Origin of the sequence: Youhaiella tibetensis (genome assembly GCF_008000755.1) — a bacterium.
In the GTDB taxonomy this organism is placed as follows: Bacteria; Pseudomonadota; Alphaproteobacteria; order Rhizobiales; family Devosiaceae; genus Paradevosia; species Paradevosia tibetensis.
Genome location: NZ_CP041690.1, coordinates 2,778,724 through 2,804,811, shown reverse-complemented (window position 1 = coordinate 2,804,811; position 26,088 = coordinate 2,778,724). Strand labels below are relative to the sequence as shown.

Annotated in this window: 30 protein-coding genes and 1 tRNA gene; 15 read left to right on the top strand and 16 right to left on the bottom strand. The window is 65.5% G+C overall.

Translation table 11 applies throughout. The features are described from left to right. Positions 1-83 precede the first annotated feature (83 nt). Positions 84-737, bottom strand: coding sequence for a PAS domain-containing protein (locus FNA67_RS13655; protein ID WP_147656362.1), 654 nt, complete (start codon positions 735-737; stop codon positions 84-86). Between the two features lie 186 nt (positions 738-923). On the opposite strand from FNA67_RS13655, the gene FNA67_RS13650 reads away from it, so the two are divergent. Both FNA67_RS13650 and FNA67_RS13645 read left to right on the top strand, forming a co-directional pair. Continuing rightward, positions 924-1,664 (top strand): rhomboid family intramembrane serine protease, encoded by a 741-nt coding sequence (locus tag FNA67_RS13650; protein WP_049705680.1) that lies wholly within the window; start codon positions 924-926, stop codon positions 1,662-1,664. Continuing rightward, positions 1,657-1,869, top strand: coding sequence for a SlyX family protein (locus FNA67_RS13645; protein ID WP_049705679.1), 213 nt, complete (start codon positions 1,657-1,659; stop codon positions 1,867-1,869). Before FNA67_RS13650 ends, FNA67_RS13645 begins: the two co-directional genes overlap by 8 nt. Positions 1,870-1,917: 48 nt before the next feature. On the opposite strand, the gene hisI is transcribed toward FNA67_RS13645, so the two are convergent. Both hisI and folE read right to left on the bottom strand, forming a co-directional pair. Then, positions 1,918-2,370 carry a phosphoribosyl-AMP cyclohydrolase gene (gene hisI / locus FNA67_RS13640; protein WP_147656361.1) on the bottom strand — a complete coding sequence of 151 codons (453 nt, stop codon included), beginning with the start codon at positions 2,368-2,370 and terminating at the stop codon, positions 1,918-1,920. A 42-nt stretch (positions 2,371-2,412) separates the two neighbouring features. After that, positions 2,413-3,036, bottom strand: coding sequence for a GTP cyclohydrolase I FolE (gene folE / locus FNA67_RS13635; protein WP_049705677.1), 624 nt, complete (start codon positions 3,034-3,036; stop codon positions 2,413-2,415). Positions 3,037-3,157: 121 nt separating this feature from the next. Between folE and FNA67_RS13630 the strand changes: the two genes are divergently transcribed. The 3 genes from FNA67_RS13630 to thrS all read left to right on the top strand — a co-directional run bounded on the left by FNA67_RS13630 (position 3,158) and on the right by thrS (position 6,058). After that, the gene (locus FNA67_RS13630) at positions 3,158-3,598 is read left to right on the top strand and encodes an iron-sulfur cluster assembly scaffold protein (RefSeq protein ID WP_147656360.1); all 441 of its coding nucleotides are present in this window, start codon (positions 3,158-3,160) and stop codon (positions 3,596-3,598) included. Positions 3,599-3,610: 12 nt separating this feature from the next. Then, positions 3,611-3,922, top strand: coding sequence for a membrane protein insertion efficiency factor YidD (gene yidD / locus FNA67_RS13625; protein WP_049705675.1), 312 nt, complete (start codon positions 3,611-3,613; stop codon positions 3,920-3,922). 162 nt (positions 3,923-4,084) lie between these two features. Continuing rightward, on the top strand, positions 4,085-6,058 hold the full coding sequence (thrS, locus tag FNA67_RS13620) for a threonine--tRNA ligase (protein WP_147656359.1): 1,974 nt from the start codon (positions 4,085-4,087) through the stop codon (positions 6,056-6,058). A gap of 73 nt (positions 6,059-6,131) precedes the next feature. Here thrS and FNA67_RS13615 read toward each other — a convergent pair whose 3' ends face one another. From FNA67_RS13615 to FNA67_RS13590, 6 genes are all read right to left on the bottom strand, one after another. Then, positions 6,132-7,973 (bottom strand): hypothetical protein, encoded by a 1,842-nt coding sequence (locus FNA67_RS13615; protein WP_147656358.1) that lies wholly within the window; start codon positions 7,971-7,973, stop codon positions 6,132-6,134. A 333-nt stretch (positions 7,974-8,306) separates the two neighbouring features. Beyond that, positions 8,307-8,708 carry a BA14K family protein gene (locus FNA67_RS13610; protein ID WP_082202153.1) on the bottom strand — a complete coding sequence of 134 codons (402 nt, stop codon included), beginning with the start codon at positions 8,706-8,708 and terminating at the stop codon, positions 8,307-8,309. Between the two features lie 20 nt (positions 8,709-8,728). Continuing rightward, complete coding sequence (locus tag FNA67_RS13605; RefSeq protein WP_147656357.1) at positions 8,729-9,355, bottom strand: outer membrane protein; 627 nt, start codon at positions 9,353-9,355, stop codon at positions 8,729-8,731. Between the two features lie 161 nt (positions 9,356-9,516). Then, on the bottom strand, positions 9,517-10,893 hold the full coding sequence (locus FNA67_RS13600) for a sensor histidine kinase (RefSeq protein ID WP_049705671.1): 1,377 nt from the start codon (positions 10,891-10,893) through the stop codon (positions 9,517-9,519). Next, positions 10,890-11,564, bottom strand: a complete 675-nt coding sequence (locus FNA67_RS13595) for a response regulator transcription factor (protein ID WP_147656356.1) — start codon at positions 11,562-11,564, stop codon at positions 10,890-10,892. The genes FNA67_RS13600 and FNA67_RS13595 overlap by 4 nt, the downstream gene beginning before the upstream one ends. A 57-nt stretch (positions 11,565-11,621) precedes the next feature. Further along, positions 11,622-12,638, bottom strand: a complete 1,017-nt coding sequence (locus FNA67_RS13590) for a hypothetical protein (RefSeq protein WP_049705669.1) — start codon at positions 12,636-12,638, stop codon at positions 11,622-11,624. A gap of 114 nt (positions 12,639-12,752) precedes the next feature. Between FNA67_RS13590 and FNA67_RS13585 the strand changes: the two genes are divergently transcribed. The 4 genes from FNA67_RS13585 (at position 12,753) to FNA67_RS21960 (ending at position 15,656) form a co-directional block, all read left to right on the top strand. Beyond that, positions 12,753-13,331: a nitroreductase family protein gene (locus FNA67_RS13585; protein WP_049705668.1), complete on the top strand. Its 579-nt coding sequence runs from the start codon at positions 12,753-12,755 to the stop codon at positions 13,329-13,331. A 59-nt stretch (positions 13,332-13,390) separates the two neighbouring features. Next, on the top strand, positions 13,391-14,212 hold the full coding sequence (locus FNA67_RS13580) for a transglycosylase SLT domain-containing protein (protein ID WP_082202152.1): 822 nt from the start codon (positions 13,391-13,393) through the stop codon (positions 14,210-14,212). 75 nt (positions 14,213-14,287) lie between these two features. Further along, complete coding sequence (locus FNA67_RS13575; protein WP_049705667.1) at positions 14,288-15,493, top strand: DUF2336 domain-containing protein; 1,206 nt, start codon at positions 14,288-14,290, stop codon at positions 15,491-15,493. A 1-nt stretch (position 15,494) separates the two neighbouring features. Further along, the gene (locus FNA67_RS21960) at positions 15,495-15,656 is read left to right on the top strand and encodes a hypothetical protein (protein WP_170267314.1); all 162 of its coding nucleotides are present in this window, start codon (positions 15,495-15,497) and stop codon (positions 15,654-15,656) included. On the opposite strand, the gene FNA67_RS13570 is transcribed toward FNA67_RS21960, so the two are convergent. Both FNA67_RS13570 and FNA67_RS21955 read right to left on the bottom strand, forming a co-directional pair. Then, positions 15,657-16,472, bottom strand: a complete 816-nt coding sequence (locus FNA67_RS13570) for an NAD kinase (RefSeq protein WP_147656355.1) — start codon at positions 16,470-16,472, stop codon at positions 15,657-15,659. 50 nt (positions 16,473-16,522) lie between these two features. Further along, on the bottom strand, positions 16,523-16,699 hold the full coding sequence (locus FNA67_RS21955) for a hypothetical protein (RefSeq protein ID WP_170267313.1): 177 nt from the start codon (positions 16,697-16,699) through the stop codon (positions 16,523-16,525). Positions 16,700-17,085: 386 nt separating this feature from the next. Here FNA67_RS21955 and FNA67_RS13565 point away from each other — a divergent pair, with 386 nt between their 5' ends. After that, entirely contained in the window at positions 17,086-17,376 is a 291-nt protein-coding gene (locus FNA67_RS13565; RefSeq protein WP_049705665.1) for a hypothetical protein, read from the top strand. 79 nt (positions 17,377-17,455) lie between these two features. Here the strand turns inward: FNA67_RS13565 and FNA67_RS13560 are convergent, their stop codons facing one another. After that, a complete protein-coding gene (locus FNA67_RS13560; protein WP_147656354.1) occupies positions 17,456-17,752 on the bottom strand; it encodes a PRC-barrel domain-containing protein in 297 nt (98 codons plus the stop codon). Positions 17,753-17,846: 94 nt separating this feature from the next. Here FNA67_RS13560 and FNA67_RS13555 point away from each other — a divergent pair, with 94 nt between their 5' ends. After that, complete coding sequence (locus FNA67_RS13555) at positions 17,847-18,197, top strand: DUF2200 domain-containing protein (protein ID WP_147656353.1); 351 nt, start codon at positions 17,847-17,849, stop codon at positions 18,195-18,197. Here the strand turns inward: FNA67_RS13555 and FNA67_RS13550 are convergent. Both FNA67_RS13550 and FNA67_RS13545 read right to left on the bottom strand, forming a co-directional pair. Further along, on the bottom strand, positions 18,194-19,735 hold the full coding sequence (locus tag FNA67_RS13550; protein WP_147656352.1) for a permease: 1,542 nt from the start codon (positions 19,733-19,735) through the stop codon (positions 18,194-18,196). The genes FNA67_RS13555 and FNA67_RS13550 overlap by 4 nt on opposite strands. After that, on the bottom strand, positions 19,732-20,493 hold the full coding sequence (locus tag FNA67_RS13545) for an ABC transporter ATP-binding protein (protein ID WP_371874351.1): 762 nt from the start codon (positions 20,491-20,493) through the stop codon (positions 19,732-19,734). The genes FNA67_RS13550 and FNA67_RS13545 overlap by 4 nt, the downstream gene beginning before the upstream one ends. Before the next feature lie 166 nt (positions 20,494-20,659). Between FNA67_RS13545 and FNA67_RS13540 the strand changes: the two genes are divergently transcribed. Beyond that, entirely contained in the window at positions 20,660-20,959 is a 300-nt protein-coding gene (locus tag FNA67_RS13540; protein WP_049705660.1) for a hypothetical protein, read from the top strand. A 54-nt stretch (positions 20,960-21,013) separates the two neighbouring features. Here the strand turns inward: FNA67_RS13540 and FNA67_RS13535 are convergent. Continuing rightward, a tRNA-Thr gene (locus FNA67_RS13535) sits at positions 21,014-21,089 on the bottom strand. Positions 21,090-21,217: 128 nt separating this feature from the next. On the opposite strand from FNA67_RS13535, the gene FNA67_RS13530 reads away from it, so the two are divergent. Continuing rightward, positions 21,218-22,246: an NAD-dependent epimerase/dehydratase family protein gene (locus FNA67_RS13530; RefSeq protein WP_147656350.1), complete on the top strand. Its 1,029-nt coding sequence runs from the start codon at positions 21,218-21,220 to the stop codon at positions 22,244-22,246. Here the strand turns inward: FNA67_RS13530 and FNA67_RS13525 are convergent. Then, positions 22,204-23,421 (bottom strand): ROK family transcriptional regulator, encoded by a 1,218-nt coding sequence (locus FNA67_RS13525; RefSeq protein ID WP_147656349.1) that lies wholly within the window; start codon positions 23,419-23,421, stop codon positions 22,204-22,206. The two genes, FNA67_RS13530 and FNA67_RS13525, sit on opposite strands and share 43 nt — an antisense overlap. Positions 23,422-23,642: 221 nt before the next feature. On the opposite strand from FNA67_RS13525, the gene xylF reads away from it, so the two are divergent. Then, complete coding sequence (xylF, locus tag FNA67_RS13520) at positions 23,643-24,683, top strand: D-xylose ABC transporter substrate-binding protein (RefSeq protein WP_049705657.1); 1,041 nt, start codon at positions 23,643-23,645, stop codon at positions 24,681-24,683. 142 nt (positions 24,684-24,825) lie between these two features. Then, entirely contained in the window at positions 24,826-26,088 is a 1,263-nt protein-coding gene (locus FNA67_RS13515) for a sugar ABC transporter permease (protein ID WP_371874375.1), read from the top strand.

Genomic DNA, 26,088 nt, shown 5'->3' with positions numbered 1-26,088 from the left:
TGCGGAAAAGGCCGTGTGTGACGTTTCCCACAGCCTAAACAAGTTTGGTTAACCGATAGTAAGACTACCGGGCTGCCATTAACTCAATGACGGCCGCCGTCGATAACCGCCAGGTGAGCATAGCGGCGGGCGGAGCGCCCGAAGACGGTGGAGGGAATGGGCATCGGCGCGTGGCCGGGGGCGGCGAAGCCGACGCCCGGAACGGCGGCCGCAACGTCGCGGGCGACGTCGGAGGTGGCCAGGTCATCGGGCCAGATCAGACGCAGGCCGGTGATGCGCTGTTCCACCAGCGGCTGGACGCCGAGCCAGTAGGGCTCCTCGAGCGCGGTCATGGCGCCGAGGAGGCGAGTCTGGGTGGAGCCGTTGTGACGCAGCGGCAGCAGGATGGTTTCGAACGTGACCTTGGTGTCGATGGGCGTCGTCCCCTGGAAGGTGACGAGCGCCACGGCGTGATCCTCGGTGACGGCGCGGATCAGGGTGTCGAGCGCATCGCGGTCGCGTTCGTGCCAGAGGCCGGTGAAGGAGCGCCCCTTCAGTTCACGGCAATAGGCCGTGCACAGGTGCGAACCCGCCAGGCGGAAGACAAAGCTGTTCTCATCGCTCAGCTCGAGGATGAAAGTGTTTGCCAGCGCGGAGCGAATCCGGGTTGGGTCGATGTCCTTGCGGTCGGGCGCACTGCGGGAGCCACGCAGGGCGTTCCAATAATCGTAGAGCGTTTTCGTGCTGGTCTTTTGCATAGTGTTCGCGCCCTTGGCCCTGATGCGTTCCCCTTCGTTGTGTGGGGAATCTCTGCGGCCCACAAACAGTGCCAAATGCGCCGGGCGAAATCGCCATTAAACATCTATTAGGGTTAACGCCGACGACGCAGTGTGGATAAGTCCACAACGCGAGAGGGTGTAAACGGTTTCTACGGAGTTGATTGCATGAGCGAACCTGGTTCGGACCACGACGCCCCGCAGGCCGGGCGGGAACCGATCTTCATGCTGCCCCCCGTGGTGACGGCGCTGGCGGGCATCATGCTGGCCATCCATCTGGCGACCACGCTCGTTCTCGATAACGTCGGGCTCTACCAGTTAACCCTATGGTTCGGGTTCATACCGATGCGCCTGCTGGCGCCGGACCAGCTTCCGGGCGGGTTCTGGCCGCTGCTGTGGACGCCGTTCAGCCACGCGTTCCTTCATGCGAACTGGGAGCACGTCATCTTCAACACGCTCTGGCTGGCGATCTTCGCCACGCCCGTGGCGCGGCGGTATGGGGCGCTCCCCACGCTGGTGATTTTCCTCGTGACGTCGGCGGCCGGGGCCCTGGCCTTTGCGGCCACGACCCTGCCCAACGTGCAGGTGCTGATCGGCGCCTCGGGCGGGGTGGCGGGCCTCACCGGGGCGGCGATGCGGTTCATCTTCCAGCCGGTGATGGTGGGGACCGACCCGGACACCGGACAGCGCGTGCTGCTCGGGCGGCACCTGGCGAGCCTGCGGGAAGTGTTCACCAATCCGCGTTCGCGCAATTTCAGCCTCATCTGGATCGTGCTCAACGCCGCCGTGCCGCTGGTGCCGGCGCTGATCGGGCAGGACATCCAGATCGCCTGGCAGGCGCATCTGGGCGGATTCGTCATCGGCCTGCTGCTGCCGCCGCTGTTCGAAAGGAGCTGGCAACATGAGTGAGATCGACGCGCGACTCGAAAAGCTCGAGACCACCATCGCCTACCAGGACGAGACCATCGAGGAGCTCAACAAGGCGGTCACCGACCTCTGGCGTGAACTGGAGGCGACGCGCCGCGACTTGTCCAAGCTCACCGACCAGTTGCGAGTCGTGGAAGCGCATCCCGCGCTGGCCCCGCAGGACGAGCCACCGCCGCCGCATTATTGAGTGGGGTGGCCGCCCAGGCGGTGGAGGAGGGCAATGGCCCTCGCCGGGTCAGGCGCCGTAGACGGCCTTGGGGTCGAAGAGGCGCGGTTCGCCGGAATCGGTGAGCTTGGCCGTACCGTCCTGGACTTCGACAATGCGATAGAAGCAGCTCTTGCGGCCGGTGTGGCAGGCGGCGCCGCGGCCGGTCTGTTCGACGGTGAGCAGCACCACATCCTGGTCGCAGTCGGTGCGCATTTCGATCAGCTTCTGGATCTCGCCGGAGCTTTCGCCCTTCTTCCAGATCCTGGCACGCGAGCGCGACCAGTAGTGGACTTCGCCGGTCTGAAGGGTGAGCGCCAGCGCCTCGGCATTCATGTGCGCGACCATGAGCACGCGGCCGGAACCCGCTTCGGTGGTGACGGCTGTGACGAGGCCACTTGCGTCGAAGCGGGGCGCGAAGGCGGTGCCTTCTTCGAGTTCGGCGTGGCTGAGGGGCTTGGGATCGGCGAAGGTGATGCTCATGGCGCGGGTTTTATCCCGCCCCGAGCTTGCGTGCCAAGCATTTCAGCGCTTGCCGATGAAGGCGAAGAAGCGGTCGCGCTCTTCGCGTTCCTCGGCGAAGACGCCGGTGAAGCGGTGGGTGACGGTGGTGACCCCGTGCGAGTGCACGCCGCGCATGGTCATGCACATATGCTCGGCTTCGAGCATGACGGCGGCGCCGCGCGGGTTGAGGTTCTCGTTGACCGCGTCGATGATCTGCGCCGTCAGGTTTTCCTGGGTCTGCAGGCGCTTGGCGAAGACATCGACGAGGCGAGCGAGCTTGGAAAGGCCGACCACGCCGTCATGAGGCAGGTAGGCGATGTGCGCCTTGCCGAAGAACGGCACCATGTGGTGTTCGCAATGGGAGTGGAACGGAATGTCCTTGAGCAGGACGATGTCGTCATACCCGCCCACGTCCTTGAAAGTCTTGCTCAGGACGTCGGCGGCGTTTTGCCCATAGCCGGAGAAGAACTCGCCATAGGCGCGCGCGACGCGGCCGGGCGTTTCGAGCAGGCCTTCGCGGGTGGGGTCGTCACCGGCCCAGGCGATGAGCGTGCGGACGGCGTCTTCGGCTTCCTGCTGGGTCGGCCGGCGGTTCTCGTGGCCCGGCAACGCGGAGACGTTGCTGGCGTTGAAGGTGGCGTCCATGCGCGGGTTTCCTTATGGGCGGATCACAAAAAAGCGTGGGGCAAGAGGCCCTGACAGTCTGCGAGCGGTTACTTATATAGGGTGGGTAGACGCCGCCACAAGAAACAGAATTGTGCCCAGAATGGAACTGAGCGATCTCTATTCCGAAAAGATCCTGCAGATCGCCGGCAATCCGCCAAAGGCGCCGCGCCTGGCGCAGGCCGACGCATCGGCCCGCAAGGTGAGCCGGGTCTGCGGCTCGTCCATCGAGGTGGATGTCGTGGTTTCGGACGGAATCATCACCGGCTACGGACACGACGTTTCCGCCTGCGCGCTGGGGCAGACCTCGGCTGCCATCGTGGCGCGACAGATCGTGGGCACGCCGGTATCCGAGTTCCGCGCCGTGCGCGAGGAGATGGCGCGCATGCTCAAGGAAGACGGCGCGCCGCCGGCCGGGCGGTGGGAGGACCTGCGGTTTCTCGAGCCGGTGCGCGAATACAAGCCGCGCCACACCTCGACCATGCTGGTGTTTGATGCGGTGGTTGAAGCGCTCGACAAGATCGAAGCAAAAAGAATCGCTTAGGGCCGCAAGCTGATGGATCGATTCATCGCGCAATTCTGGGCGGTGGTGGATTTGCCGTTCAAGTTCGCGGCGGTCTTCCTCATCACCATCTACCGCTACACGTTCTCTGCTTTCGTCGGGCGAACGTGCCGGCACGCGCCCACATGCTCCGAATTCACCAGCGAAGCGATCTGGAAGTTCGGCTTCTGGCCGGGCGGCTGGATGGGGTTGGCGCGGTTCAGCCGATGCAGGCCGGGCGGCACGCACGGGTTCGATCCGGTGCCGGAGGAATTGCCGAAGGCGGGGCGGTGGTACCTGCCGTGGCGATATGGGCGGTGGCGGTAGCCACTTCGCATTTCATTGTGGGATGCCCGGAGGGGAAGCCGCAACCCGGACTCTACCTCGCCGGCAAACCGCAAATGCTGGCAAACTCCACAAAGCGTGATAGACAACGCCCCTCGTGCGTTTTGCACGGTTTCAACAATCCTTTCTCTTGGAGAGATCAAAATGTCGATCAAGGTGACGTTCCCAGATGGTGCAGTTCGCGAGTTTCCGCGCGGCACCACCGGGACTACCGTGGTCGAGGATATCTCCAAGTCGCTGGCCAAGAAGACCGTGGCCATGCGCTGGAACGGCGTCCTGACGGACCTTTCCGATGCGCTTGAAGACGATGGCAAGATCGAGTTCGTGACGCGCGACCAGCCGGCCGCGCTCGAACTCATCCGCCACGATGCCGCGCACGTCCTCGCAGAGGCCGTTCAGGAGCTGTGGCCATCCACGCAGGTGACCATCGGCCCGGTGATCGAGAACGGCTTCTACTACGATTTCGCGCGTGAGACCCCCTTCAGCGAGGACGACCTGCGCGCCATCGAGAAGAAGATGAGCGAGATCATCGAGCGCGGCGCCGCCTTCACCAAGGAAATCTGGACCCGCGACGAGGCCAAGAAGGTCTTTGCCGCCAAGGGCGAGAACTTCAAGGTCGAGCTCGTCGACGCCATCCCGGCCGACCAGAGCATCAAGATCTACAAGCAGGGCCAGTGGTTCGACCTCTGCCGTGGTCCGCACATGCGCACCACCAAGGATGTCGGCCAGGCTTTCAAGCTGACCAAGGTGGCGGGCGCCTATTGGCGTGGCGACAGCAACAATCCGGTGCTCTCGCGCATCTACGGCACGGCCTTCGCGACCAAGGAAGAGCTCGACGCCTATCTCCATATGATGGAAGAGGCCGAAAAGCGCGACCATCGCAAGTTGGGCCGCGAACTCGATCTCTTCCACCTGCAGGAAGAGGCGCAGGGCTCGGTGTTCTGGCACCCGAAGGGCTTTACCATCTACAACCAGATGGAGGCCTATATCCGCCGGCGCCTGAACAGCTCGGGCTATGTGGAGGTCAAGACCCCGCAGCTCATGTCGTCCAAGTTCTGGGAGGCTTCGGGCCACTGGGGCAAGTATCGCGAAAACATGTTCGTGGTGCCGGACGAAGTGCCCGGTACCGAGGAAGAAGGACCGGTTCTCTCGGGCAAGTCCGATCTCATGGCGCTCAAGCCCATGAACTGCCCGGCGCATATCCAGATCTTCAACCAGGGCATCAAGTCGTATCGCGACCTGCCGATCCGCATGGCCGAGTTCGGCTGCTGCCACCGCAACGAGGCCCATGGCGCGCTCCATGGCCTGATGCGTGTGCGGCAGATGACCCAGGACGACGCGCACATCTTCTGCCGCGAAGACCAGATCCAGGCCGAGACCGAGCATTTCGTGCATCTGCTCTATTCGGTCTACCAGGACATGGGCTTCGACCAGATCGTCATCAAGCTCGCTACGCGCCCCGAAAAGTTCGGTGGCACCATCGAGCGCTGGGACGCGGCCGAGAAGGCGCTGGGCGATGCCCTGCGCGCCACCGGCTATGACTTCGAGATCGCCGAAGGCGAAGGCGCGTTCTATGCGCCCAAGCTGGAGTTCCACCTCAAGGACGCCATCGGCCGGTCCTGGCAGTGCGGCACCCTGCAGCTCGACTACGTGCTGCCGGAGCGCCTCGACGCCTCGTACGTGGCCGAAGACGGTTCGCGCCAGCGTCCGGTGATGCTCCATCGCGCCATTCTCGGCTCGCTGGAGCGCTTCATCGGCATGATGCTCGAGAGCTATGCCGGCCGTCTGCCGGCCTGGCTGGCGCCGACGCAGGTCGTGGTGGCGACCATCGTCTCGGAAGCTGATGGCTATGCCGAAAAGCTGGTCAAGCAGCTGCGCGCCGCCGGCATCCGCGCCGAACTCGACGCCCGCAACGAGAAGATCAACTACAAGGTCCGCGAGCACTCCATGCAGAAGGTGCCGCTGATGTTCGTGGTGGGCAAGCGTGAGGCAGAGGAGGGCACCGTCTCGGTGCGCCGCCTCGGCACCGAAGGCCAGAAGGTCGTGCCGTCGATGGATGCCATCGTCGAACTGATGACCGAAGCCCAGGCGCCCGACCTCAAGCGCGCCGCGGCCTGAAACCGCAGACCCTGAATCAGAAAGGCCCGCTCCATCGCTGGAGCGGGCCTTTTTTGTTTGCCGGTCGCGCCGTTTATTGGGCGGTGGCGTCGACGGTGACCTGGCTGGAGAGCGCCATCGGGTTGGACTGCAGGGCGCTCAGCTCGGGCAGCCCCAGCCCCGCTTCGTTCTTGGCGGTGGCCGAGACCGAGAGCGACTTGGCGTTGCCGGTGAGGAAGCTGGCGAGGGCGCCCGAGAGCTTCTGGGCGTCCGGCCCGCCGCCGAGCAGGGCGAGGGCGGTGCCGCCAGCGACACCGGAGAGGGCGCTGCGGACCTGATCGACCGTCTGGCCTTGTTCGGTCGCCATCTTCTGGAACACGATGTCGGCCAAGCCGGCATCCTTGACGTCGACCTTGGCGTCCTTGACCGTCAGGCCCATGGCCGCGAAGAGGGCGGTATTGTTGTCGAGGGCGAAGAGGTCCGGGGTGGCGTTGCCGATGGTGCCGGCGAGAGCCAGTGCACCCAGGTTGGCGCCGTCGAAGGAGAGATCCTTGATGGCGATGGTGTTGCTGGGTTCGTCCCAGGTCGCCGCGAAGTTGTAACCCGCCTCGATCTTGTCGATGCCCAGCGTCAGCAGCTGCTGGATGCCTTCATCTTCGGAATCGGCGGGCAGGGAGACCACGATGTTCTTGGCCGTGGACGCGATGTCGGCCGGGACGCCGTTGATGTAGTTGCCCAGCGACAGGTCGAACGAGCCGACAGAGGCCTGGATGCGCTCGCCCGGGCTTTCGGTGTCGGGCATGTCCATGTCCAGCCCCGTGAAGGCAAAGCCGCCGAAGGAGGGGATGAGGCGGCGGCCATTGGCCTCGAGCCAGGTGTCATCGATGGCACCGCCCGATTCCTCGAGCGCGGCCAGCGTGGAGGAGAAGTCGAAGCTCTTGAAGGTGACGCTGGCCAGGTTGAGGTAACCGTCGCCCTCGACGTTGACCTTGATGTCCTTGGCTTCGATCTGCGGATAGGTATTCTTCGAGAAGCCGCCGATGGTGATGGGGCCGACGGCGACCGTTACCGGCTTGCCGTCTTCGGACGTGCCCGTGCAATCAAGGCCCGTGAACTCGAAGGGCGTGGATTCGAAGGCGTTGAGGAAGTCGGCATAGAAGGCAACCATCTGCGAGATTTCCTCGGCAGTGGGCTTGTCGTCGCCACGCGCTTCCATGCCCTGGGCAAGGGCCATAAGGTCCGAGAACGAGGTCTTGAGCGGGCGTGCCTTGAACTCGGCCAGCGAGGCCTCGCCGATCGTGCAGGTGGCTTCGGGTGCGGTGAACTTGCCGCCCTCGAACTTGAAATCCTTGTAGATGGTCTTGAGCGGCTGATCGGCGGAAGCGCCGGGAACCATGCCGTAGAAGGCCAGCATGCCGCCGATATCGAACATGCCGGTCGACATCTTGCCGAAGGTGAACGAGCCCTCGGGGCCGGCATCGACGCTGGCGCCGCCCACGGCCACGGAAGCGGCGACGCCGTTGACGACGTCGGTCAGCACCACGTCCGAATAGACCACCTTGCCGGCCTCTGCCTTGCCTTCCATGGGCGGCATCGAATAGCTCAGGGTGATCTCGGGGATGGAAATGGACTTGGCGTTGAGGCCGGCCAGCTCGGTGGCGTGATCAGCCAGGCCACCGGTGAGGATGGCGCGGATCGTGGCCTCGTCCATGTTGGAATCGACGGTGTCGACCGTGGGGATGTCGATGGAGAAATTCGCTTCGCCGGCAGCCTCGGTCGCTGCGGCAGCGGCTGCGGGGCTTTCGACGCGCGGCGCGCTTTCGCGCGTGCGGGGCGCCTCCTGGGCGAGGGCGGCGGCAGGGAGCGCCACGCTCATCATTGCTGCTACGGCCAGGGCTTGCAGGCTCACGCGGGGCGCGCTCTTGGTCAACGGCATGGCAATTTTCTCCATTCGCCAGAATTTGTGGCGCAATCTGTGCCACCGGATGCTTGTCTTCAATAGCCAAAGCTAGCGGGACGCAGCATTGCGTAGCCTTGAAACAGCAAAAATATGGCCCAGGTTGCGATGATGGTTTCCGCAATCTTGTAGAGATCACAAGGAACTGCCGCCGTGGCTGGGGCCACGGCGGCAGCACGCCCCCCGAAAATCGCGCCGGCCGACCGGCTCCAGGCGGTAAGCAAGACCCTCTGGAGCCGCGCATGGCGGGCCGGCTGGCCGGTCACGACGTCGGTAGGGATCCCTGTCGGTGCCACGGGGATTGGGGCGGAGTCACCGGCAGGGATATCGCAGCCCGTCTCGGGCCAGGAACGTGCCCGATTGCGGATCGAAGCTGCGATATTTGGTCGAGCAGTAGACGAGCCAGCGGTCGCGCTCCTTCTTGGCCGCGGACTTGTCCTGTTCCGCGGCGGCGCCGGCGATGATGGCCCCGATGGTCAGGCCGATGATGCCGATGCCGATGGCGGCGCCGATATCGTCGTCCTTGCTGGCTTCGGGGCGAAAGAAGCGCTCGCAGTTCCTGCGCTCGTACCGGTCGCGCACATAGCGGCAATCGCGGAGCGAGTAGGCGGTCCAGCGATCGTCGGCCGAGTACCACTCGGCGGCGTTCGCGGGGAGGATGCCGGTCAGCACGACTGCCAGCGTCGCAAGAAGCACGGGGACTTTCGTAGCCATGTTGCTGCTCCCGCAGGGCGTCAGAACCGGTAGTTGAAACCGGCCTTGATCGCGTGGTTCACGAGGTTGTCGGTGCGCTTGGCGCCGCCCACGAGGGTAGATTCGACGTTGTCGTAGCGCGACTGGGTGTATTCGAGCTTGATCGACATGCCGTTGCGGAAGGCGAATTCGGCGCCACCGCCATAGGTGAAGCCGCCGGCCCAGCGGGCGTCGGAGGCGACGTTGCCCTTGGGGTCGAGGCGCGCCCAGCCGTAGCCGGCGGTGCCATAGAGCAGGATGTCGTCGAAGGCGACGCCGGCCTTGAGCTTGGCGACGCCTGCCCAGCTCTGGGCGAGGGCGGCGTTGCTGGTCAGGCTGTATTCCTTGCCCAGCGTATAGGTGCCTTCCAGTTCAGCCCCAAGCACGGCCGGGCCGAAGGAGGAGGTGTAGCCGGCCACGACGCCACCCATCAGGTTGTTGCCGGCGAAGACGTTGGGCAGTTCCTTGGTGCTGACGCCGCCGAGCACACCGGCATAGAAGCCGGTCCAGGGGTCGGAAGCACCGTAATAGGGTTGCGCGTAGCGGTCCTGGGCCAGGGCAGGGGCGGCGGCGAGCGCGGGGAGGAGCGCGGCGCCGAGCACGAGGACACGAGCGAGGGGCGTGGGCATAACTCATTACTCCGAGGGGCATGGGAGGATCGGCTGCCGAGGCAGCGCGAACTGACAGGACCCATTGTGCCCCCTCAGATTGCGAGAGCATTGCGCGGCGCGGGCACAATGCGGCTGGGGTGGCTGAGGGAACGAAAAAGGGCGGTCGAGCCGCCCTTCCTTCATGCCGTCCTTGGAAGACTGAGCCTGAAACTGGCGCCGCCCTCCGGCCCGTCGGTCACCGAGATGTGGCCGTTGTGCCGGTTGGCGATGTCGCGCGCCAGGTTGAGGCCGAGGCCATGGCCGCCGGTCATCGGGCGCAGGCGATAGAAGGGCTCGAAAATCCGGTCGCGGTCTTCCTCGGGGATGCCCGGGCCGCCGTCGCTTACCTCGATCGTGCCGCAGCGCTCGACATAGACCGAGATCGTGCCGCTATTGCCGCCATGGGCGATGGCGTTCTGCACGAGGTTGGAGAGCGCGCGCTCCAGCGCAACCCAATCGCCCTGGATGAGGACGCGGCGCTGGTCGGCATCGAAACTGATCTTGTAGCCGGCGGCGATGGCGATGGGCGCGAGGTCGGCCACGACGTTTCCCGCCAGCTCGACCAGGTCCACTTCCTTGAAGTCGGGCGGCTGGTGCTGGAAGCGCTGGAGGTCCAGCAGTTGCTCGGCAAGGCCGCCGAGCCGGGAGACGTCGGCGATCAGCCGGCCCTTGTCCTGGCTCTCGGGCAGAGCGTCGATGCGGGTCTGGAGGATGGCGATGGGTGTCTTGAGCTCGTGAGCGGCGTCGGCAAGGAAGCGCTTGTGGCGCTCGTAGCCCTCATCGAGCCGCGAAAGGGCGTCGTTGACGGCGGCGACCAGCGATTTGACCTCCCAGGGGATGCGATCGACCGAAAGGCGCTTGCCGCGCTGGTCGAAGTCGATCTTGGAGGCGTCGGCTTCGGCCAGGGCGACGCCGCGCAGCGACTTGCGCACGATCAAGGGAATCGCGATTCCCGTGACGAGGGCCAGCAGCGCGGTGATGGGCAGGAAGAGAATCAGGGAAACGACCACGACCGCGAGCAGCGCGGAAACCGAGGCGTCGGTGCCGACGACGATGTAGACCTGCCCGGCGCGGGTGTCGCGCTTGCGCACGTTCACCTGCTCGGGCTGGTCGTCCTTGATGCGAATCTGGGCGTAGTCGAGCGTGCCGAGCTTGTCGACCACCGGCCGGAACATCTCGGGCGGCGTGCCCTCGGAAACGGTCTGGCCCTCGCTGTCGCGCGCCACGAACCAGTATTCGTTGGTTCGCACCCATTTCATGCCGTCGGTATCTTCGAGCACCAGCTTGCCGTCGGCATCGTGGACGAGCGACTCGGCGATGTGGTCGATCATGCTGTCATCGACGAGGTCGGCCTTGCCGCCCAGCGAGATGATGAAGATCCAGATGGCGGCGGTGAACACCACGAAGGTGATCCCGTGCAAAAGCATAAGGCGCCAGACGAGCCGGCGCTTGAGGGAGTTGGGCTTGAACCATTGATAGGTGCGCAGACCGCGCCAGAACTTGGAGGCTGGGTTCATCGCGCCTGCTTCATGAGGTAACCGACCCCGCGAATGGTGTGGATCTCGACCGTGGCGCCGGCATCGGAGAGCTTGCGGCGCAGGCGCGAGACATGGGCGTCCAGTGCATTGGACTGGATGTCGTCGTCAAAGCCGTAGACCGCCTCCTCGAGCGAGGAGCGCAGTACAGTGCGGCCGGTGCGCTGGACGAGGGTTTCCAGAACCAGCAGCTCGCGGCGCGGCAGGTCGACGGGCTCGTCCTTGATGCTGACGTGGCGGTTGGAGAAATCGTAGGTGAGGTTGCCCACGCGTCCGACATTCACGGCGATCTGGCTGGGGCGGCGCATGACGGCGCGCAGGCGCGCCAGCAACTCCTCCACGGCGAAGGGTTTGGGCAGGTAATCGTCCGCGCCCTGGTCCAGCCCGGTGATGCGGTCGACCAGCGAGCCGCGCGCGGTGAGCACGATGACCGGGGCGCCCGCTACTTCCTGGCGGATCAGGGGAATCAGGTCGATGCCGTCTCCATCGGGCAGGTTGCGATCGAGCAGGAATGCGTCATGGACGCGGTTGGCGATGGCTTCCTCGGCGAAGGCGAGGCTGGGCGCATGGTCGATGACCATGTCGTATTTGAGCAAGGCGGCGCTGAGGGCGGAGGCCATTTCAGCCTCGTCCTCCACAAGCAGTAGGCGCATAGACGGGACCCCCTGGGTTGGGGCCAGATTAGCGCGCGATGTTACGCCTAGATTACGTCAGTAGACCGACGTGAGGACTTCGATTTCGCGCGGCTGCCCTGGGACGACCTGAAAGGCGCGGTTGTAGACGGTGTCGCCCCGCTTGGCCAAGACGGTGTAGTCGCCTTCCTGGAGCACTGTGGCAGGAAATGCACCGGTCTCCTGGAAGACGGTCTCGCCCGCGGAGGACTTGATGGTCCAGTCGACGTCGGCAATGGCCTCGCCGCCGGCTTCGGAGACGAGCTTGAGCGAGATCTGGCTGGCGCGATGGTAGAGCGTGGCTTCGGTCAATTGACCGGGTTCGACGCGCAGGTCGGCGCGCACCACCGCGTTGACGTCCCCGAAATAGGAGACGACGTGATAGGTGCCCGCGTTGAGGGTGACGGTGTCGTTGGGTGCGACGTTCTGGGCCACGAGGGTGCGGTCGGCGTCGCTGGTGCCACCCGAGAAGATATCGAAGTGCTCGAGATTGACGGGGATAGCGATGTCGCCAGTGACGGCCGAATTGAGCCGCAGGGCACCCGCTTCGAGCACCATGGTCTTGTCGTTCTCGCCCGGATTGACGGTGATGGTGTCGCTGGCCTGGGCGCGGCCATAGGCGACGTGCACGACGTACTGGCCGGGCGGCAAGGAGAGGGTGGCGTCGGCATCGTCCGACTTGGCGACCATGGCGAGCTGGCCGTTATTGTCGGCGCGGGTGTCGAAGACGCGCCAGACAAGGCCGCTGGGAATGATGTCGCCCTTGTCGGTGACCCGGGCCTTGAGATGGACGGGCTGGGGCGCCTGCGTGACGGCCTCGATGGCGCTGGTCGCAGGGGTCTCGGTGGGGACGCCGGGAACTTCGCCCGGTTCGGCGAGGGCGGAAGCGGCATCGTCGGCGGGGGCCTCGGGCGGCGTCTCGCCGGCGGCCCGGGCCTGGGCGGCATCGTGTTCGGCGCGTGGGCGCGGCTCGGGAGCCTCCTGGGCCGCCGCAAGTTGCGGCGCGAACAGAGCGGCCAGGACGCCGATGGCCATCACCCAGGAATTGCGTGCCAAAACATAACCTCTTGCCGTCGCCCCGACGGCGGAATTCGAACAGGAAACAAGCTCTAGGCTTTGAATTGGGAAAAGCTGTGTCATAAGGACGCCACGCTCGCAAGGACCAAGACCATGACCGTCAAAGCCGAAGTGCTCGATTACCTGCTCACCCGCCGTTCGGTAGGCCAGGCATTCCTCAAGGAACCGGGGCCTTCGCCCGAAGAGCTGCGTCAAATTCTCACTATCGGCACGCGCGTTCCCGACCACGGCAAGCTGGCGCCCTGGCGACTCATCCTGATCGAAGGCGACGACCGGATTCGGGCCGGGGAAAAGCTGGCAGAGATCGCCAAGCGCAACAATTCCAACCTCGACGAGGCGGGAATGGAGATCGAACGTCGTCAGTTCTTGCCGGCGCCACTGACGATCGGCGTGCTTTCCGCCCCCAAGCCCAGCCCCAAGATTCCGCATTTCGAGCAACTGATCTCGGCGGGCAACGTGGCGTTCAACCTGGAGCATGCCGCCTACGCCCTGGGCTACGCCGCGCAATGGGTGACGCGCTGGTACAGCTACGACACCGAGGCGGCAGCGATGCTGGGTGCGCGGGAAGGGGAGCGGTTCGTGGGCTTCATCATGATCGGCACGCCGAGCGTGGTCATCGAGGACCGGCCGCGTCCGGCGCTCGAGGAAGTCGTCTCCAAGTGGCAAGGTTAATGCGCCGTTAACCGTTGTTCAGGTTTTATTAACCCTGGTCTTCAGGGTTTGATTCCTCGATGGGTGTTCAGCCGATTTCGGTGCCGCAGAGTCTGGCCTACGTTCTTAATTCCGCAGGGAACAAGAACGGGGTGGATTTCGACTATCTGCTGCAGACGGCGATGCGCGAGAGCAGCCTCAATCCACAGGCCAAGGCCCGTACATCCTCGGCCGTGGGGCTCTTCCAGTTCCTCGAAGGCACCTGGCTGCAGGTGATGAAGCAGGAAGGGCCGCGGCTGGGCTACCAGAACTACGCGGACGCCATCAAGGAAACCGCCGACGGCGATTTCGTGATTCAGGACCCGAAGTTACGCGCCGAAGTTCTCAAGCTGCGCGAGGACCCGCAGATCGCGGCGGACCTGGCGGCAGCCTTCACCAAGACCAATGGCGACTACCTCCAGCAGCGGTTCGGGCGCATGCCCAGCCCGGGCGAACTCTACATCGCGCATTTCCTGGGAGCGAAGGGCGCCGAGAAGATGTTCACGGCCGGATTGCAGAACCCCGACCAGATCGCGGCCAAGCTCTTTCCCAAGCAGGCCAACGCCAATCCGGCGATCTTCTATTCGGACGGCCAGCCGCGCACGATCCGCGAGGTCTATAAGTCCCTGGTGGCCAAGCACGCCGTGACGCCCGGGGCGACGGACACGGCCTTTGCGGCCCAGCAACTCGCCCAGCAGGCCGGCCAGACCCCGCAGACGGTCATCCCCTCGCGGTTCGGGCCACAGGACATGTCGTTCGTCTCGTTGTTCTCGACCGAGGCGAGCGGTCCGAGCGGGTCGCCCGTCGAGCAGCCCGAGGCTGCGGCCGGGGCGGCGTTCTTCACGCAGCTCTATGGTCAATGAGCGGCAAACGAACGTGGTGAACCGTTCCTTAAACGTTACGCCGTAAGGTCGCCCGGTTAGTTCCGGGGGCATCGGATGGTTGCGTATCACGAGTTCGTCGCGCTCACCCAGTCGGCAGACAGCGAAGATCGGGGCAGGGCTGCCCATCTGGCGGCCATGGCCTATCTGGGTCATCTGGGCCCCGCCGACGAGCATGCCGCCCTCTATGCCGCTCTCATCGGCTTCCTCGACGATCCGTCGGTCAAGGTGCGGGCAGCGCTCGCCTATGGGCTGCTGCATGCCATCGAGGCGCCGCGCCCGATCCTGCTGGCGCTGCTTCAGGATGCGGCCGTCATCTCGCGGGCCGTGGCCCAGTATTCGCCGGCGCTGATCGATGCCGACCTCATCGGGTTGGCGCGCAACGGCGACCTCACGATGCTGTTGGCGCTGGCCGAGCGCGCCAGGCTGAGCACGCGGATCGCCGAGGCGGTCATCGCGCGCGGGGAGATCGGGGTCACGCTCAAGCTTTTGGCGCGCACCGACATCGCCTATCGTCCGGAGACGCTGGCTGCCCTTGCGGGCGAGCAGGGGGATAACCCCAGGCTGCGCGGAGCCCTGCTGGCGCGCCGCGAACTGACGCCCTCGGCGCGGCTCAAGCTCGTGGAAGCGGTGGGGCGCGCGTTGCGCGAGACGCGGATCGTCAAGGGGGCCGTGGCGCAGCGGCGGCTCGATCGCCTGATGCGCAATGCCACCGATACGGCGCTAAGCGCCATCGGGGAGCGCGAGGCGGTGCGGGCGGCGCCGCGCTACGCCGCAGAGATGGTGGAATCGGAACGCGTGAGCACGCGCGTGATGCTCCATGCCGTGGTCAACGGGCATGTGCTGTTCTTCGCCGATTGCGTGGCCGAGTTGAGCGAAGTGTCGCGCGAGAAGGTGTTTTCGATCCTCGAGGGCGGCGGACGGCCGGCGCTCAACGCGCTCTTTGCGCGATGCGGGCTGGGCGAGGCCGTGCGCAACCTGCTGGCGCGGCTGGTTTTCCATGCGCGCACCGCAGACCTGGCGGACGACGTGACGGCGCGGCATTTCGTTGTCACGGCGCTGACCGAGGAATTGATCATCGAGCATGGCGGGGACATTCCGCATGAGCTCGAGGAAGCCTTTGCGTATCTGAGCGAGCAGAACGTCATGCTGGCGCGCAAGGCAGCGCGCGGCGTGATGCCGGCCTTTGGCGGCCAGTCGCTCAACCGGCTGCCGGCCCCCGATTTCGACGAACCGGGGCAACTGGCCCTGCCGGCGGTGTGAGGTGGCGCATCTGCTCGAAGTTCTCGAAAGACTTATCAGGCGCTTGCCCGAGCCGCTGCCGAGGGAAGAGCCGGAGCCGGTGACGGACTGGCTGCTGCTCTTCGCGCTCACGCTCGACGAGCGGCGGATCGCCGATGTGCGCGAGCAGCGCCTGCCGCATTGATCAGTAGCGGAACTGTTCGGTCAGCACGCGCTCTTCCAGGCTATGGCCCGGATCGAAGAGCAGGGTGACCTCGTTGGTGCGGTCTTCGCGCACCCTCACTTCGATGACGTTCTTGAACTCGACATTATCGGCCACCGCGCTCACCGGACGCTTCTCGGATTCGCGGGTGCGGAAGGTGACGACGGCCGTGTTCGGCAGGATGGCGCCGCGCCAGCGGCGGGGGCGGAACGGGGAAATCGGCGTCAGGGCCAGCAGCGGGGCGCTGATGGGTAGGATGGGGCCGTGGGCCGAAAGATTGTAGGCCGTCGAGCCGGCCGGGGTGGAGAGCAGCACGCCATCGCAGATCAACTCGTCCAGCCGCACGTGGCCATCCACGTCGATCTCGATCTTGGCCGCCTGGAAGGTCGAGCGGAAAAGCGAGACCTCGTTGAGGGCGAGGGCCTGGTGCTCGACGCCCGCGACGTCGCGAACGGTCATCGATAGGGGGTAGATCTTGGTGGGCCGGGCGGCGGCGAGCCGTTCGCGCAGGCGATCGTTGCCGAACTCGTTCATCAGGAAGCCGACCGAGCCGAAGTTCATGCCGTAGACCGGCAGGCCGCGCCCCATCACCGAGTGCAGGGTCTGCAGCATCAGGCCATCGCCGCCCAGGGCAATCACCACGTCGGCGTGGTCGAGGCCGCCGTCGCCATAGAGATTGCGCAGGATAGCGGTGGCGGCGTCAGCCTCCGGCGTGCCGCTGGAGACAAAGGTCAGCCGCTCGGTAGAAGTCGTCGCCAAGATGCAGCCTCCCAAGCCTGGTGCCCGCCTGCCTACCATCTCAAGCCCGGCCGTGCCAGCCGGTGTGGCCAAATGTATCGGATTGGAGGCTATGGCGCCCAGAGGCAGGCGACGATGATCATGCCGAAAGCGAGCGTGGCCGATATGCGTACGATCTCGAACCACGGCAGAGAGGAGCGTCGTGGCGGGTCGGGCGGCAGCATCTGCAACTTCTGCTCGGGATCGCCCCATTTGAGACGCCGGAAGCGATAGACGTTGTTGGCCATGCGCACGAGAGTGCCCAAAGGCCGCAAACAAGCGGTAAAGACCATCGATTGGTTTTGGCCGGTCCCGTCCGGCGCGGAGCAAGACTTTGTGATGGTTGCCGCAACTGATGCCAGGGAGACGCAGGGAGCGGCCTGATGTGCCTGGAGGGGGCATCTCGGGGCTCCGATTGCCGGCGGCTTGTTTTGCAAGGAAAAACCGGTGGGCCGGACGATCAGGCGGGGTTCGTGCGGATTGCCAGATACGCCTGAGGCCGTGCTTCACGGCCATTCACGAGGGGGCAGTCAGCCGGTTCGATGTGAACGATTGGCCAGCAACCTTTCAGCGGGCCTTCGGTTGAAGTGCGCGGCTCTTGATAGGGCCGCAACACTCCAGAGGAGCATTGAAAATGAAGTACGCACTGTTTGTGCCGGCGCTGGCTATTGCCTCAACGCTGGCGTTTGCCCCCGCCGCCTTTGCCGAAGTCATCGGCGGCCAGAGTTTCACGCCCGACCAGCGCGAAGCCGTCCAGACGCGCTGCAACGAACTGGTTCGCCATGACTCCGAGGCCGATACGCTCGGCGGCGGCAGCGTTGGCGGGCAGAGTGCCGATTCCGGCAAGGACGGCTCGTCCTCGGACGCGATCGATCTCTCCTACATCAACCTCCACGACTGCCGGACGGCCGGGTTCGTAGGCTAAGGCGTTTTCCGGGTTCCAGATCGAACGGCCAGTGCCCTTCATGAGCACTGGCCGTCGTGGGTAAAAGGGAGGCCCCGGACTAGTCGTGATGCTCGGGCATGGCCTTGAGCTCTTCCTTGGTCCAGGAGGTCATCGCGTGGATGTCGCCATCTTCGTCGCGCATGAACTCGAGTTCGTTGAGCGGCACCGCGACAGGCTTGGCGCCGATCCCAAGGAAGCCGCCTACGTCGATGACGGCGAGGCCGCCGACGTTGCCGCCGTGGATGTGATCGACCTTGCCCACTTTCTCGTCATCGGCGCCGTAGATGGTTGCGCCTTCCAGGATGGTGGGGGTGAATTCGGTGGGGCTGAGGCGGATGTGATTGGTGTGGTCCATCGTGTGGTCCTCCTTTTGGGATGGACTTGACCAACCGGTGAAGGGCAGGGTCGTTCCGTGATTGTGATCGCGCCGCTCGTAACAGGAGGTCCCGATGGAAAAGCACCGCATCTATTCGATGAGCGTGGCGAGCGTCTATCCGCTCTATGTTGCCAAGGCCGAGAAGAAGGGACGCTCCAAGGCGGAGGCCGATGAGATCATCGCCTGGCTGACCGGGTACGATGCGGCATCGCTCGGCGGTCAGCTCGAAAACAACACGACCTTCGAGGACTTCTTCGCCCAGGCGCCGCGCATGAACCCATCTCGCTCGGCAATCACCGGAACGATCTGCGGGGTGCGGGTGGAGAACATCGAGGAGCCCACGATGCGCGAGATCCGCTATCTGGACAAGCTGATCGACGAACTGGCCAAGGGCAGGCCGATGGAGAAAATCCTGCGCGCCTAGGCGTGGGCCGCGCGTGCGGGGCTGAGAAGCCGTGCGACGGCCAGCACCAGCAGGGCGATGACGGCCATAGCGATGGCGACCCATTGGCCGGCTACAGCCAGCGCGCCCGTGCCCGCCCACATGATCGAAGCCAGCGCCTCGCTGAGCGTGGCGGCGCGCGAGGCGACTTGCCGGCGGCGGAACAGGGAGCGCTTGGCGGTGACCCGGAACCAGAGCTGGATGGCGGTCGCGGAGCCTGCCGACAGCACCGCGCCGATCGCCGTGACGAGCGCCACGAAAGGCGAGGACAGCGCCAGCAATGCGATCAGCGGCGCCAGCACGACGGCGATGACGACCAGGACCGCCTCGATCTTGGCCCGGAGGACGGCCCGCGGCGTCACCGGGGCGGTCGCGACCAGATCGTGGGCGTCCTCGCCGGAAATCGCCAGCCAGGCGAGGCCGCCTGCCAGTTGGCCGGCAGCCATGATCAGCACCGGGACCACGACGACGAAGGCGCCCGTATGGGTGCCGAAGTTGAGCCAGAGCAGCAGGGCCGGCGGGGCCAGGTAGAGGATCTGCATCAGTGTCTGGGACAGCAGCCAGGGGTCGCGTTGGAGCAGGAGCCATTCCTTGCGGCGCAAGGCCTGGTGCTGGGACCAGGCGCGGAACGGGCGGCGCGTGGGCTTGGCCTGACGGCGGACGTGGTGGAGGCCGGCCGTGGAGATGGCGTGAAAGCCATAGCTGCTCGAGGTCGCCGCGACCGTGACCACAAGGGCTGCGAGCCCGGTGGCAATGACCGCAAGGGCCGGGAGCGGTTCGCCCATGGCGGCGCGGGCGGGCCACCAGAGGAGGCTATCCACATCCGGAGCGGCGGCGATAACTTCGCTGGACTGGAAAAGGGTGAAGCGCGAGAAGCTGCCGAAATGCAGGATGGCTACAGCCTGCACGCCGATGACGAAGCCGGCGCCGACGATAGCCGCGACGACCTGGGCGATGAACCGGGTCCGGCCGGGGCCCACGGTGCGGAAGAGCGCGACCGTGACACCAAGGGCGATTGCCGTTGCCAGGCCTCCCAGCGCCGCGGCCACCCCATAGGCGGCGAGCCAGCGCGGACCATCGAGTGCGATGAGGACGTTGACCAGCGGGCTCGCCAGGAGGGCGCTAAGCGCCGTGCTGGTGAGCGCCACGGCGGCGGTCCGGACGGCGAAGAGCCGACGCGAGGAGGCTGGGGAGGAAAGGATCAGGTCAAGGTCGGAGCGGGCGTAATAGACCCGCGTGATCGACTCCAGCACCTGTGAGAGCATCACCGTCCAGAAGAGCAGGCCCGCGCCGGTCAGCATGACGAGCGTCGGCTTGTCCGGGACGGCGCCGCTGGCGACCCAGGGGGCGATCAGCACGAAGCTGAGCCAGTGCATCGCGGCAACGAGGATGAGGAGGAAGGCGATGACCCCGGCGCGCCGAACGGGGCGCCCGCCAGTCATCATCGCCAGCCATTCACGCCAGGCCAGCCGCAATTCGTGGCGGGCAAACCAGGCGAGGGTGTTGGGTGCGGCGCTCATGCCGCCTGCGTGTCCTGGCCAACGAGGTCCAGGAAGATATCTTCCAGGCTCGAGGTCTTGCCGATGCGGGCCCGCAGTTCGGCCAGGGTGCCCTCGGCGATCAGGCGGCCTTCGCGGATGACGCCGATCCTCTGGGCCATGCGCTCGGCAACTTCGAGTATGTGCGTGGTCATGATGACGGTGACGCCCTGGCTCACCTTGTCGAGCAGGACATCCTTGACCTGCCGGGCCGAGCCGGCGTCGAGTCCCGTCAGCGGCTCGTCGAGGATGATGAGGCGAGGGTCGTGGACCAACGCCCCGGCCAGCGCCACCTTCTGGAGCATGCCCTTGGAAAAGCTGCCGCAAAGGGCGTTGGCGTGCGGACGAAGCCCCAGCCAGTCGATGAGGTCGTTGGCGCGTCGGGCGGCGCGCGGCCCCTCGATCTGCCAGAGGCCGGCGACGAATTCGAGATATTCGAGAGGGGTCAGGCGGTCATAGACCATAGGCTCGTCCGAGACCCAGGCGGTGATGCGCTTGGCCGCGACGGGATCGCGCCGCGCGTCGACGCCGAAAATGGAAATGTCGCCGGAATCGGGGCGCATGAGCCCGGCTACCATGCGCAGGATCGTGGTCTTGCCCGCGCCGTTCGGCCCCAGCAGCGCATAGAACTCGCCGGCAGCCACGGAGAGACCGAAGTCGGCCACGACCGGCCGATCGAAGGACTTGGACAGTCCGGAAATGGCAAGGGCAGGCGCGGCCATTGATGCTCCCCACGGCATTTGTGGCGCTCAGGCTAGGCAAGAGCGGTTTCGTTGCGGTGAATCGGCAGCGTTAAGAGTTTGATGATGCGGGCAGGATTGGAACCACCGCGCGCCGACCAAGGTTGTCCTTGAGGGTCGATCAGAGAGGGCGACACAGCCAGCCTAACCTCAAAGGAGACGGCAAATGATGTCAGCAGATCTCGAAGCGATCCAGGTCGGACAGGACAAAGCCTACCGGGAAAGCGTGCGCACCTATGCCACCGTGATGCACCTGGCGCGGTGGTTCGCGGCGCACCTGGCCACCGTTATCTTCGGCCTCTATTTCCTCATCGAAGGCGGCAACCCGATGTTCGGCGGCATGATGATCGGCCTCGCCATCGTCGTGCTCGGCTACGGCATCGTCAGCGCCACCCGGGCCGGCGAGGTGGCCGAGAAACACCTTGTCCAGGATGGGGAAATCGGTCTCGACCGCGCGATGGAGTAGCCGGCGCGCCTCGAGCATGGGGCGGGCAAATGGGCAGCGACTGTCGGGATTTGATGGTGCCGGCAGCAGGGTTCGAACCCGCGACCCCCTGATTACAAATCAGGTGCTCTACCAACTGAGCTATACCGGCCCGAAGCGGTAAGTACCGACGGCAGGGGTGTTTTGCAACCATAGATTGGCGTGGTTCGGTCCCCTGTTGTGGACGGGCCGGTGGGTGGCGCGCTAACTTCGCGCGGGTTGGGGCCGGGGAGCCAGGCGTTGCGTTTTTTCATTACCGGTACGGCCGGCTTCATCGGATTTCACCTGGCGCGGCGGCTGCTTGAGGATGGGCATGAGGTCTTCGGGTTCGATGGGCTGACGCCTTACTACGACGTGCGCCTCAAGGCGGCGCGCAATGGCGAGCTTCTGGGGCATGCCGGATACGTTTTCACCGAGGCGATGCTTGAGGATCGCGCCGCGCTCGATACGGCGGTGGCGGCGGCGCGGCCGGAGGTAGTGGTGCATCTGGCGGCACAGGCGGGGGTGCGCTACAGCCTCGAAAACCCGCAGAGCTATCTCAGTTCCAATCTTGTCGGGACGTTCAACCTGCTCGATGCCGTGCGGCCGGCGCGGCCGCGCCATGTGCTGGTGGCTTCGTCCAGTTCCGTCTATGGCGGCAACGCGAAACTGCCGTTCGCCGAGACGGATCGCACTGATTTTCCCGTGTCGCTCTACGCGGCGAGCAAGCGGGCGACCGAGGCGATGGCCCATTCGGCGGCGCATCTGAACGGCATGCCGACCACCTGCTTCCGGTTCTTCACCGTCTACGGCCCATGGGGACGGCCGGACATGGCGCTCTACAAGTTCGTGGATGCCATCGAGGCGGGGCGGCCGATCGAGGTTTATGGCGAAGGCCGCATGCGGCGGGACGCGACCGATGTCGGCGACCTGGTGGAGGCGATCGTGCGGCTCGCCGGGGTGGCGCCGAAAGCGGGGGAGATCGTGGGGCCGTTCGACTCCATCTCGCCGGTGGCGCCCTGGCGCGTGGTCAATATCGCGGGCGGCCGGTCGGTGGAGTTGATGGCGCTGATCGAGACGATCGAGCGTGCCGTGGGCCGGTCGGCGCTCAAGACCATGTTGCCCATGCAACCAGGCGATGCGGTGGAGACCTATGCCGATAATCGCCTGCTCGAGGCGCTGACGGGCTTCGTGCCGCAAACGCCGCTGGAGCAAACGGTCGGAGAATTCGTGGCCTGGTATCGGGCCTACAGGGACTCGGAGGCGGCGAGCAGGGCGAACTCCCCCTGATCCACCTCGTGGAGGGCCTTCATGGTCAGCCCACGAAAGATCGGCTCACTTTCGTCCAGATGCGTCTGCATCTGCGGCATGCCGTTGACGCGGCAGACGAGGGAGGCGGAGAGGGCAGCCTCTATTTCGGCTCGCATGAACGGAAAGGCGCGTGCGCCCGGGCCCACGATCACGATATGGGCCGGGTCGAACACCGCCATCAGGCGGTTCAGGCCGAAGCCAATGGCGCGGCCGGCGAGGTTGAAGGCATGCGTCACGGCCCTGTCGCCCTGGTGCGCGCGGTCGATCAGGCCCTCGTACTGTGCCGGGGGAACCGTGGCGGCGGGCGCGTGATGGTCGGGCACCGAGTAGGCGGCGCGCAGGATGCCGTAGTCGGCGGCGTAGGCCTCGACGCATCCGCGCATGCCGCATCGGCAAAGGGCTCCGTCGGGGATGTGGTTCATGTGGCCGAATTCGGTGGCGCCCTCATGGTCGCGGCCCGTCACTTCGCCACTGAAGGTGATGCCCATGGCGACGGTCGAGCCGACGAAGACGGTGGCAACGCCCGCGTCGCGCAGGTCCGGATCGAGCCAGCGCGTGCCCTCGGCCAGAAGGCGCCCGCGCTTATAGAGCGAGACAGGCATCGCAAAGCGCGCCGAAAGCGCCCCGGCGATGTCGTGGCCAGCCAGGTGGGCGACCGGCGACCATTTGAGGCTGGCGCCATCGCGATCGAGAATGCCCTGGAGCGAAATGGCAATGCGGCGCAGGCGCGGTGCCTCCTGCGGATTGCGGGCGCGCAATTGCTCGATACGCGCGGCCAGGTGATCGGGGGCAGGGGTGTCCCGGAAGGTTGCCGCGTCGTTGGCGAATTCCACCCGGTCCACCAGCGTGCCGCCATAGTCGACAAGGGATAGGCGGGTTCGGTTCACGTCGACCTCGACCAGGGCCACGTAGGCGGCGGCGCGGTTGAAACCGATATCGACCGCGGGGCGGCCACGACTCTTGCCTTCAGGGCGCTCGGCAGGCAGGTCGCGCAGCAGGTTCTGCGCCACCATGTCCTGGGTGATGGCGGTGATCGTGGCGTGGCTCAAGCCGGTTTCGGCCGCAAGCTGGGTGCGCGAGAGCGGACCGGAAAGCCGCAGGGCTTCCAGCACGAGGCCGCGGTTTTGCCGCCGCACCGTATCGCTGTCGCTCACATGGCGCGCCAAACGCCGTTCCTCCCAGCGGTTTCCCGCCCGTCGATACCGCACCAATGATTTATTTCGGGTATCGAAATTGATGTTGACTCCCAAGTCCGTGGCATGGCAATCATTTTTTCGAGCATTGAAAGAAATGCTCTTTCGGCCAGATGCCGCGCCTGAGGAGGGTGGCGCTGGTGCGTTTGGGTGGCGGCCTGAGCCGCCGATGGGAGGACATCATGAAGAAGTTTCTGGCGGTCGCGCTGTCGACGACCGTTTTGATCAGCACGGCCAGCATCGCGTTCGCGCAGGAGATGGTCGTGGGCGTGTCGTGGTCCAATTTCCAGGAAGAGCGCTGGAAGACCGACGAAGCGGCCATCAAGTCGGCGCTCGAGGCAGCCGGGGCCAAGTACATCTCGGCCGACGCCCAGTCGTCGCCGACCAAGCAGCTTACCGATATCGAGAGCCTGATCTCGCAGGGCGCCAATGCGCTCATCGTGCTGGCCCAGGATTCGGACGCCATCGGGCCGGCCATCCAGGCCGCGGTTTCCGAGGGCGTGCCGGTGGTCGGGTACGACCGACTGATCGAGAACCCGCAAGCCTTCTACCTCACCTTCGACAACAAGGAAGTGGGGCGCCTGCAGGCCAAGGCCGTCTATGACGTGGCGCCCAAGGGCAACTACGTCTTCATCAAGGGCTCGAGCGCCGATCCGAATGCCGACTTCCTGTTCGCCGGCCAGATGGAAGTGCTCAAGGACGCCATCGACAAGGGCGACATCAAGAATGTCGGCGAGGCCTATACCGATGGCTGGCTGCCGGAAAATGCCCAGAAGAACATGGAGCAGTTCCTGACGGCCAACGACAACAAGGTCGACGCGGTCGTCGCCTCCAATGACGGCACCGCCGGCGGCGCCATTGCCGCGCTGGCGGCCCAGGGTCTGGCCGGGTCCGTGCCGGTTTCCGGCCAGGACGGCGACCACGCCGCGCTCAACCGCATCGCGCTCGGCACGCAGACCGTCTCGGTCTGGAAGGACGCGCGCGAGCTGGGCAAGAAGGCCGCCGAGATCGCTCTCGAACTCGCCAAGGGCACGGCCCTCGACAAGGTCGAAGGCGCCACCAAGTTCTCGGGCGGCCCGAAGGGCGTCGAGATGAACGCGGTGTTCCTCGCTCCCGTCGCCATCACCAAGGACAACCTCAACGTCGTCATCGACGCCGGTTGGGTGACCAAGGATGTGGTGTGCCAGGGCGTGCCTGCGGGCAAGGTTGCTGCCTGCAACTGATCTGCCGGATAATAAGCTGACCGGGAGGGCGGTGCCGCGGCCATGGTTGCGGCACCGCGCCTCTCAACAGGTCAGCACGCAGGGGAGTGAGATGGTCGATCAGCATGCCGCACCGGCAAGCCAGCGCGTTTCGAGCGCGGGCATGGGGCCAATCCAGAAATTTCTGACCGCAACCGAACTCGATACGAGACTTCTGGGCATGATCGGCGCGCTGCTGCTGATCTGGCTGGGGTTCCATTTCCTGTCGGGGGGCGTGTTCCTGACGCCGCGCAACCTGTGGAACCTGTCGGTGCAGACCGCCTCCGTTTCCATCATGGCGACGGGCATGGTGCTGGTCATCGTGACGCGCAATATCGACCTTTCGGTCGGCTCGATCCTGGGCGTGGTGGGCATGCTCATGGGCGTGATGCAGGTGGATATCCTGCCGCGCTACCTGGGGCTCGGCCATCCCGCCATCTGGATCCTGACGCTTTCGTTCGGCCTCGTGGTCGGCATGGGCATCGGGGCGCTGCAAGGCATCATCATCGCTTACCTGCGCGTGCCGGCGTTCATCGTGACGCTGGGCGGCTATCTCATCTGGCGCGGTGCGGCCTGGTGGGTCACCTCGGGCCGAACCGTCGCGCCGCTCGACCAGACCTTCCAGCTCATGGGCGGCGGGCCTGCCGGTTCCATCGGCTTCTGGGCGAGCTGGATCGTGGGCATCATCATCTGCGTGGGCATCGTCATCAGCCTCTATGTGGGGCGAAGGCAGCGCCATCGCTTCAATTTCCCGCAACGTCCGATCTGGGCCGAGGTCGTGCTGGGCGTGCTCGGGTGCGGCGTGGCGCTGGCCGCCGTTGCGGTCGCCAATGCCTATCCCTGGCCCTCGCGCATTGCGGCGAACTACGCTGCCGCCAATAACCTGACCGTGCCCGAGGGCGGGCTCTTCATTTCCCACGGCATCGCCATTCCGGTGCTGATCGCACTGGGTGTGGGCATCGTGATGACGTTCATCGCCACGCGCACCCGCTTCGGGCGCTACGTCTTCGCCATGGGCGGCAATCCCGAGGCGGCGGAGCTGGCAGGCATCAATACCCGCTGGGTCACGGTCAAGATTTTCATCCTCATGGGGGCGCTCTGCGCCATAGGCGCCGCCATTTCCTCGGCGCGCCTCAACGCCGCGACCAACGCGCTGGGGACGTTCGACGAACTCTACGTGATCGCTGCCGCGGTCATCGGCGGCACGTCGCTGGCCGGCGGGGTGGGCACCATCGTGGGCGCCATGATCGGCGCGCTGGTCATGCAGTCGCTGCAGTCTGGCATGGTGCTGTTGGGCATCGACAGCCCGCTGCAATCGATCGTGGTGGGCATCGTCCTCGTTCTCGCGGTGTGGCTGGACACGCTCTACCGCCGCAAGTCCAACTAG